Consider the following 8,891-nt stretch of genomic DNA (forward strand, 5'->3'; position numbering starts at 1 on the left):
GTCGCCGTCGACGTAGAGCCAACGCCCGGAGAGGTACCGGAAGCGGCTCGTTTCGTGCACGTCGCCGCTGGTCCCGGCGGCCGGATCCCGCCAGTGCGCCCGGAACTCGACCGTGGCGCGAGCGCCGTCCTCGTGGGCGCTGAGAACCTCGAGCCCGGCCCATTCCAGCCCGTCTTCGAGAGTGAGCCGCTCGGGCCGGGTGGCCGGATGCCAGGAAGCTTCGAGATGCGTGAGGTCACCGAGCGCGAAAGCCGCATAGCGCGAGCGCATCAGCGCCTCGGGCGTCGCGGCCGGTGCGCCCTCGAGAACCGGTCCGCAGCATGCACGGAAGCGTGCGCCGCTCCCGCACGGGCAGGGATCTCCGATGGGAATCCGACGCCGACGGCGCGCCGCGGCAGAACCGAAAGACATGGGTTCTCCCTGTGGACAATCGTGACGCCCGAGTGGGCCACTGGCTAGCGTAGGCACATGATGGATCGGATGCGGCAGCTCGCCGGCGCAGCGTGCGGCGCCCTCGCATTCATGCTGCTCGCGACGGGATGCGCACCCGACCCCACCGCGACACCGGCCCCCACCGGCTTCTCATCCGAAGAAGAGGCCTTCGCCGCCGCAGAGGCCACCTACCGCGCTTACGTGGATGCGCTCAACCAGGTAGACCTGAGCGACCCGGCAACGTTCGAATCCGTCTACGCCCATCTTTCAGGTCCCGCCTTAGGCGATGAGAAGCGGTCGCTGACGAAGCTTCACGCAGACGGATGGCTCGTGAGCGGACGAAGTGTTGTTGACGGCTTCTATCGTGTCGATGAAGACGAGTTACTGGCAATCGCCTGTCTTGACGTGAGCGCCGTCTCACTCACAGATGCCTCCGGGGTCTCGCAGGTTGGCGCCGAGAGACCCGATGTATACGCGGTTCAGCTCCGCTTCACATCCTCCAGTGAAGCTTCACCACTTCGCGTAAGCGAGTCAACGGCGATAGAAGATTCACGATGCGCATGATCCTTGTGGTGGCCGCGCTGATAGGAACGCTGACCACGGTTCCCACGGAAGGCTGTTCTGGTTCATCGGCCTGGAGCGGGTGCACGATCTCGAACTCCGGGTCGACGGTCGATATCGGCGCAACGCGGCCGGGCGGCGGACACGGGAACAGTCCGGGCACGGGCGGCGCCCTGCTTTCGCCAACCCCGCCCGCGGCGCCAGGGCCGGACTGCGTCGCGGACCCCCGCGACCCGCGGTGCTACACGATCGTGATCCTGCGTCCCACGCTCACCGACGTCGCTTCGTTCGCGCCGGCCGCGTCTCTCCTGGCGGATGAGCCGGACGGTGTGGGCATCGTCGGCATGCCGATGAACTTCGTCGTCACGGCAACGCCGCATACGGCGACCGGGACGCTTTTCGACCTGCCGGTGACCGTGCGATTCGTCCCGGCATCGTTCGTGTTCGTGCACGGAGACGGATCCTCGCGTACGTCGCCGACCGGTGGCCGCACCTGGGCCGCGCTCGGCCAGGAGCAATTCAGTGCCACCGCCACGAGCCACGCCTACCGAACACGCGGCAGCTACGGCGCTTCCGCGATCGTGAAATACTCGGCAACCGTCGACTTCGGCACTGGCGACGTTAAAGTGCCCGGTCTCCTCGAGGTCCGCACGCCGACGACGGCGATCGACGTCGTCGAGGTGCGGACGGCGCTCGTCGAACGGACCTGCCTCGAAAACCCAAGCGGCCCCGGCTGCTGAACAGGATGTCGCCGGCCGTGGCAGGATGTGCACGTGGCCGACCGGATGATGCTCCTGGACACCGCGAGTCTCTACTTCCGGGCGTTCTACGGGGTGCCCGACACCGTGCGCTCCCCCGATGGGCGTCCGGTGAACGCAGCTCGCGGTTTGCTCGACATGATCGCCAAACTCGTCTCGACCTACGAGCCCACGCATCTCATCGCCTGCTGGGACGACGATTGGCGACCGCAATGGCGCGTCGACCTGATCCCGACATACAAGACGCATCGTGTCGCCGCTGAAATCGAGGCCGGACCCGACGTCGAAATGGTGCCCGATCCCCTCGAGATGCAGGTGGCCGTGATCCGCGAAGAGCTGGGCGTCTTCGGCATCCCCGTTGTCGGGGTGGCGGAACACGAGGCCGACGACGTGATCGGCAGCCTCGCGACCCAGGCGCTGATGGCTGTCGATGTCGTCACGGGCGACCGCGACCTGTTCCAGCTGGTCGACGACGCGCGCGCGGTGCGAGTCATCTATACCGGGCGCGGTATGAGCAACCTCGAGATCCTCGATGACGCCGCGGTCCTCAAGAAGTACGGCGTGCTGCCTCACCAATATGCGGACTTCGCGGTTCTCCGCGGTGACGCGTCTGATGGCCTGCCGGGTGTGGCTGGAATCGGTGAGAAGACCGCGGCATCACTGCTGGCCCTGCACGGCGACCTGGCCGGCATCCTGTCGGCGGCTGAGCGCGGCGAGGGGATGACGGCCGGCATCCGGGCGAGGCTCGGTGCAGCGCGCGACTACCTCGCCGTCGCTCCGCGGGTGGTCAAGCTCGTGCACGATCTCGACATCGCGGACGTCTCCGCGCGCATCACTGCGCCCGATTCCAGAGCAGTCGCCGACCTCGCCGAGCGCTGGAACCTCGGCAGCTCCGCGACGCGCGCAGGTGCAGCGCTGTCGGCGCGCGCCTGACACACACGTCCGCGCCGATCACGAGGCAAAGCGGATCGATCAGGCGCCGACGGTCGCAGCGGCCTCGGCCCACGCGGTGAGCTTGGCAGCGGCGGCACCGGAATCGATGGCATCCGCGGCACGCACGACGGCATCGCCGAGCCGCTCGATGATCGGTCGCTGTACCTGCGCCGCGTCCCGGAAGAGGTCGTACGAGACGATCCCCGCAGCCGCGTTGAGCACCACGATGTCGCGAACTGGCCCCGACTCCCCCTCCAGCACTCGATGGAAGATCGCCGCGTTGTGATGGGCATCCCCACCCCGGAGATCGTCGATCCGCGCCTGCGGGATCCCGAGATCACGAGGGTCAAGGTCGTGTTCATGAACGTCTCCCCGACTGATCTCCCACACGCGGCTGTGGCCCGTGGTCGTCAGCTCGTCGAGTCCGTCATCGCCGCGGAACACGAGCGCCGTCGCGCCGCGCGTGCGGAACACGCCCGTGATCAACGGGACCCGATCCAGATGCGCGACGCCGACCGCGTTGGCCTCGGCGCGGGCCGGGTTGCACAAAGGACCGAGATAGTTGAAGACCGTCGGAACACCGAGCTCGGAGCGGGTCGGTCCGGCGAAGCGAAAACCTGGGTGGAACGCCGAGGCGAACGCGAAAGTGATCCCCACTTCCGAGAGCACCGCTGCGACGCGCTCCGGAGACAGCGTCAGATCGATGCCAAGGGCCCCAAGCACGTCAGATGATCCCGACGCCGAGCTGGCAGCCTTGTTTCCATGCTTGACGACCGGGATGCCGGTCGCAGCGGCGACCACGGCCGACATCGTCGAGATGTTCACCGTGCCGAATCGGTCGCCCCCGGTGCCGACGATGTCGAGAACCTCGGCCGGCACCGGGAGCGGCACGGCTGCTTCCAGGATGGCATCGCGGAATCCGACGATCTCATCGACCGTCTCACCCTTCGCCCGCAGCGCGACCAGGAATCCGGCCAGCTGTGAAGGCGTCGCCTCGCCCGCCATCACGCGACGCATCGCCCAAGTCGCTTGAGACACGCTCAGATCGCTTCGGTCCAGCAGTGCCTCGAGAATGTCCGGCCACGAATAGAGCTCCGCCATGGTCATCGATCCTATCGGGACTCTGACAGCCAACTCGCGGCCGCTTCAAAGGGCGTTCACACGCCTCCAAAAGTGGAGAGCACGGCAGGTTCCGTTCAAAACGACCTTCAGGGATGCGAAAACTCGTCGTCGTTTCCGCCATAATGGTGAACGTGACGAGCACTTCAGCAACGTATCCCCAAGCCTTGCGCTCCGTGAAGCGGCCCGACCCGGTCGCCGTCGGGACGATCGTTTGGCTCGGCAGCGAGGTCATGTTCTTCGCCGGGCTCTTCGCCATCTACTTCACTCTGCGCAATGCGTCGCCCGGTCTGTGGGCCGAGCGCACCGTCGATCTCAACGTCCCGTTCGCCGCCGTGAACACGGTCATCCTGATTCTCTCCTCGTTCACAGCTCAGGCTGGCGTCTTCGCCGCCGAACGCTTCCAGCCGTACCGGAAGGGCTCGTTCTGGCAGTTCCGCCAGTGGGGCATGGTCGAATGGTTCTTCCTCTCCTTCCTGATGGGCGCGGTCTTCGTCTCGGGTCAGGTGTGGGAGTACGCCACGCTGATCGCCGAGGGCATGCCGATCAGCGCGGACTCTTATGCATCCGCGTTCTACATCACGACGGGATTCCATGCCCTGCACGTGACCGGTGGCCTCATCGCCTTCCTTCTCGTCATCGGTCGCGCATTCGCCGTCAAGAACTTCGGTCGTAAGGAAATGACCTCCTCGATCGTCGTCTCGTACTACTGGCACTTCGTCGATGTCGTTTGGATTGTCCTGTTCGTCGTCATCTACTTCATCAAGTGAGAGCGGAGTTGAACACTTCCATGCCATCGAAGACCCCTCGCCGTCACACCGGTCGCCGCAGCAAGTGGGCCGGCGCCGCCCTCATCGGCATCGGCCTACTCGTCACGGGTGGCATCTACGCAGGCGCCACCGCCGCCATGGCAGCGACCGAGCCGGAAACCGCCGCCTCGTCGCTGACCGTCGATGACGGCAAGAAGCTGTTCCAGGCGAACTGCGCGACGTGCCACGGCCTCAACATGGAGGGCACCGTCGACGGGCCCTCGCTGTACGGCGTCGGTGAGCTCGCTGTCGAGTTCCAGATGTCGACCGGCCGCATGCCTTTGCAGGCGCAGGGACCCCAGGCCCCGCAGAAGCCCGCGCAGTTCACCGAGGACCAGATCCTTGCGATCGCTTCCTGGGTCCAGTCCGTCGCCCCCGGGCCGAGCTTCCCAGACGAGAAGATCCTTGACGGCCAGGGTGATGTCGCCAACGGCGCCGAACTGTTCCGCATCAACTGCGCGATGTGCCACAACGTGGCTGCGGCAGGTGGCGCCCTCACCGAAGGAAAGTACGCTCCCGCACTCACCAATACGAGTGCGCTGCATATGTATGCGGCGATGACGACCGGCCCCCAGAACATGCCGGTGTTCAACAACATGACTCTGACGACCGAGGAGAAGCGCGACATCATCTCGGCACTCCTGTTCCTCCAGGACAACGAGTCAGTCGGCGGTCTCTCGCTCGGCTCGCTCGGGCCGGTCTCCGAGGGGTTGTTCATCTGGATCTTCGGCATCGGCACCCTGATCGGCATCACTGTATGGATCACAGCGAAGTCGAACTGATCAACAACGTCACTGACGAGAACTGAAGCAAGGAGCACCATGGCACACGAGGAAGACGCGCTCGGGCACGAGAGGGCTTCGTGGCAGCCCTCCCCGGGGCTCGCTGTGGCCGTCCCGGACCCCGTGCAGAACCCGGGGCTCCCCCCGCACCGCGCGCGGGTCACTGACCGAGACCCCGCCGCCATGAAGCGCGCGGTGCGAACTGTCTACACCCTGTTCTACCTGTCGCTGGCGGGAAGCATCTGGGCAATCGCTGCCTACATGCTCTTCCCCATCGAGAGCGGGCAGATCATCGACATCCGCCACAACAACCTCTTCATCGGCCTCGGCATCGGGCTCGCCCTCTTGGCCCTCGGCATCGGAGCGATCCACTGGTCCAAGGCCGTCATGAGTGACAAGGAGTTCATCGAACCCCGCCACGCGACCCGCGGCCGCGACACGACCCGAGAGGGCGCCGTCGAGGTATTCCGCGAAGCGAACGAAGAGTCCGGCTTCGGACGTCGGACGGCGATCCGCGGCTCGTTGATCGCTGCGCTGGTCGCTTCAATCCTTCCGGGGATCACCTTGTTCCGCGGCCTGGCGCCGGAGAACAGCCCCGCGAACCCGATCGCCGGTGACCCTGTCGCGCTCCTCAGCCACACGATGTGGAAGGAAGGGATGCGCCTCGCGCACGACCCCAGCGGCGAGCCGATCCGGGCGTCGGACTTGACCATCGGGTCCGCCGTACACGTGATTCCGGCTCCCCTTGCGGAGCTCAGTCATCACGAGGGGTACCTCGAAGAGAAGGCGAAGGCGATCGTCCTGCTCATGCGCCTGCTCCCCGAGCAGCTCCCTGCGGAGCACAACAACCTCGATTGGTCCTACAACGGAATCGTCGCCTATTCCAAAGTCTGCACGCACGTCGGCTGCCCGGTCGCACTGTACGAGCAGCAGACCCACCACCTGCTCTGCCCATGTCACCAGTCGCAGTTCGACGTATCGCGGTCCGCCGCGGTGATCTTCGGTCCGGCGGCACGTCCGCTGCCACAGCTGCCGATCACGATCGATGACGAGGGCTACCTCGTCGCGCAGAGCGATTTCCACGAACCCGTCGGACCGAGCTTCTGGGAGCGCCATTGAGCACCGCGACTGTCACCGAGACAGGCACTGAGGAAAGCCAGACCGAGAAGCCGCTGGGCGGGCGGTTCGTCGCGGGCGCGGCGAACTACATCGACGAGCGCACAAGCATCTCCGGCCTCGTTAAAGAACTCGGCCGGAAGATCTTTCCTGATCACTGGTCGTTCATGCTCGGCGAGATCGCCTTATGGAGCTTCGTCGCAGTGCTGCTGTCCGGTACGTTTCTGACGTTCTTCTTCCAGGCGTCCATGGTGCCGACCCACTACGACGGCGCATTCCTCCCACTGCGCGGCGTCGAGATGTCGGCCGCGCTGGATTCGTCGCTGAGGATCTCCTTCGACGTTCGCGGTGGACTTCTGGTGCGCCAGATCCACCACTGGGCGGCGCTCGTCTTCGTCGCCGGCATCGGCGTGCACATGTTGCGTGTGTTCTTCACCGGCGCATTCCGCAAGCCGCGCGAGTTGAACTGGGTGATCGGCTTCATCCTGTTCATTCTTGCGATGGCGGAGGGTTTCACCGGCTACTCGCTCCCTGACGATCTGCTCTCCGGAAACGGCCTGCGCATCATCGACGGCATGGTCAAGGGCATACCACTGGTGGGTACGTGGATCTCCTTCCTGCTGTTCGGTGGCGAGTTTCCGGGGACGGCGATCGTCGGACGTCTCTACACACTGCACATCCTGCTGCTACCGGCGATCCTCATCGCGCTGCTGGCGGTCCACCTCATGCTCATGATCGTGAACAAGCACACGCAGTTCGCAGGCCCGGGCCGCACGAACAGCAACGTCGTGGGCTACCCGATGATGCCGATCTACATGTCGAAGATGGGGGGATTCTTCTTCATCACCTTCGGCGTAATCGTGCTCATCGCCTCGCTGTTCACCATCAACCCGATCTGGAACTACGGACCATACGATCCGTCGCCGGTCTCGGCGGGGACCCAGCCCGACTGGTATATCGGCTTCGCCGACGGCGCGTTGCGTCTCGTGCCTCCTCACCTCGAATCCGTATTCTGGGGCCACACGTGGTCGTGGAACATCCTGTTGCCGCTCGTCATCCTCGGGCTGTTCATCGTGCTCGTCCTTATCTACCCGTTCATCGAAGGGTGGGTGACCGGCGACAAGCGGGAGCACCACGTCGCACAGCGGCCACGTAATGCCGCGACGCGCACTGCGATCGGCGCCGCTGGCGTGACCTTTTACGCGGTTCTGTGGGCAGCGGCATCGTCCGACATCATCGCGACCCATTTCTGGCTCACGATGGAGGGTGTGATCCATACGTTGCAGGCTCTGCTGATCGTTGGTCCCGTGGTCGCCTACTTCGTGACCAAGCGGATCTGCATCGCCCTGCAGAAGAAGGATCGTGAGATCGCTCTGCACGGATACGAATCCGGTCGAATCGTGCGTCTGCCGGGCGGCGAGTACATCGAGGTACACCAGCCGGTCGACGATTACGAGCTGATGAAGCTCGTCGACTTCGAGACCAATGAGCCGCTTGTGGTGCGACCGAACGATCAGGGTCGCATTCCCTGGCACGAGAACCTGCGAGCGTCGATCTCTCGCTGGTTCTTCGAGGACCGCCTCGCGCCGGTCACCCAGTCCGACATCGATGATGCGCGTTCGCACGCGCATCATGCCCTCAGTCAGGCTGAGCAGACCGAGCTCGAAGGGGGACATGCCGCAGATCCGCAGGGTCACTGAGCTCTCCTTGTGGCGAGGCTGGCCGCACCGCGATCTGCGGAGCGGCCAGCCTTGCCGTTGTGATCGGCAACCCTGACGACATCGAAAGTCGCGATCGTCAGGCCGATTCGCTCCGCGGTGTACCCCTCGCTACTGTCCGTCCAGACCGGCCTGCTTTCGCGGAGCGTCTGCCCGCCGGGTCCCCCTCACGGAATCGCGAGCTTGCGATATGACGGCCGGGCACTGCGGGCGAAGCGTTCAGGGTGCTCGGCGTAGGCGGCGTCGAGGGTGGTTTGCCGTAGCTCGCGGACGGTCTCGGCGGTGCCGTGGTGGATGGACGCGGGTGTGGAGTAGCCGATGCCGGAGTGGTAGTGCTCGTGGTTGTAGTGGCCGATAAGCCGTCCATCCAGGCGCGCGCGTGGCCGATGCTGTCGAACCGGTCGGGGTAGTCGGGCAGGTACTTCATGGTCTTGAACTGCGCATCGCCGCGCTGCCGTCGGCGTGCAGCCATCCGGGCCGGTGCCCGGTGTCGGTGACGATCTGCTCGACCCGGTCGGCGGCCAGGCGCCCGTCTTCGACGTTCTCGACACGCCAGCCCACGACGTAACGGGAGAAGATGTCCAAGATCACGTAGGCGTGGAACCAGCCGATCACCGTGGCCAGATACACGAACCCCTGCCAGGTGTGAACGTAAGTGATATC

The 8,891-nt window shown here is 65.1% G+C and carries 10 protein-coding genes; 7 read left to right on the forward strand and 3 right to left on the reverse strand.

The genetic code is table 11. The features are described from left to right. On the reverse strand, nt 1-411 hold a 411-nt coding region (locus QZV81_RS00050; RefSeq protein WP_292830627.1), incomplete at its 3' end, for a YchJ family metal-binding protein. Nucleotides 412-468: 57 nt separating this feature from the next. Between QZV81_RS00050 and QZV81_RS00055 the strand changes: the two genes are divergently transcribed. From QZV81_RS00055 to QZV81_RS00065, 3 genes are all read left to right on the forward strand, one after another. Next, complete coding sequence (locus tag QZV81_RS00055; RefSeq protein WP_292830630.1) at nt 469-996, forward strand: hypothetical protein; 528 nt, start codon at nt 469-471, stop codon at nt 994-996. 248 nt (nt 997-1,244) lie between these two features. Next, entirely contained in the window at nt 1,245-1,733 is a 489-nt protein-coding gene (locus QZV81_RS00060) for a hypothetical protein (protein WP_292830633.1), read from the forward strand. A gap of 33 nt (nt 1,734-1,766) precedes the next feature. Continuing rightward, nucleotides 1,767-2,684, forward strand: coding sequence for a 5'-3' exonuclease (locus tag QZV81_RS00065; RefSeq protein ID WP_292830635.1), 918 nt, complete (start codon nt 1,767-1,769; stop codon nt 2,682-2,684). A gap of 39 nt (nt 2,685-2,723) precedes the next feature. Here the strand turns inward: QZV81_RS00065 and trpD are convergent, their stop codons facing one another. Continuing rightward, a complete protein-coding gene (gene trpD / locus QZV81_RS00070) occupies nt 2,724-3,785 on the reverse strand; it encodes an anthranilate phosphoribosyltransferase (protein ID WP_292830638.1) in 1,062 nt (353 codons plus the stop codon). A gap of 143 nt (nt 3,786-3,928) precedes the next feature. Between trpD and QZV81_RS00075 the strand changes: the two genes are divergently transcribed. Genes QZV81_RS00075 through QZV81_RS00090 form a run of 4 tightly spaced genes read left to right on the forward strand, consistent with a single transcriptional unit; the run spans nt 3,929 to nt 8,210 of the window. Then, on the forward strand, nt 3,929-4,573 hold the full coding sequence (locus QZV81_RS00075; protein ID WP_292830641.1) for a heme-copper oxidase subunit III: 645 nt from the start codon (nt 3,929-3,931) through the stop codon (nt 4,571-4,573). A 20-nt stretch (nt 4,574-4,593) separates the two neighbouring features. After that, nucleotides 4,594-5,394, forward strand: coding sequence for a cytochrome c (locus QZV81_RS00080; protein ID WP_292830644.1), 801 nt, complete (start codon nt 4,594-4,596; stop codon nt 5,392-5,394). 39 nt (nt 5,395-5,433) lie between these two features. After that, the gene (locus tag QZV81_RS00085; RefSeq protein ID WP_292830647.1) at nt 5,434-6,513 is read left to right on the forward strand and encodes a Rieske (2Fe-2S) protein; all 1,080 of its coding nucleotides are present in this window, start codon (nt 5,434-5,436) and stop codon (nt 6,511-6,513) included. Beyond that, nucleotides 6,510-8,210, forward strand: a complete 1,701-nt coding sequence (locus QZV81_RS00090) for a cytochrome bc complex cytochrome b subunit (protein ID WP_292830650.1) — start codon at nt 6,510-6,512, stop codon at nt 8,208-8,210. Before QZV81_RS00085 ends, QZV81_RS00090 begins: the two co-directional genes overlap by 4 nt. Before the next feature lie 441 nt (nt 8,211-8,651). Here the strand turns inward: QZV81_RS00090 and QZV81_RS00095 are convergent, their stop codons facing one another. Next, on the reverse strand, nt 8,652-8,888 hold the full coding sequence (locus QZV81_RS00095; RefSeq protein ID WP_363331564.1) for a hypothetical protein: 237 nt from the start codon (nt 8,886-8,888) through the stop codon (nt 8,652-8,654). Nucleotides 8,889-8,891 lie beyond the last annotated feature (3 nt).

This window comes from Microbacterium sp. (assembly GCF_011620665.1).
Taxonomy (GTDB): Bacteria; Actinomycetota; Actinomycetes; order Actinomycetales; family Microbacteriaceae; genus Microbacterium.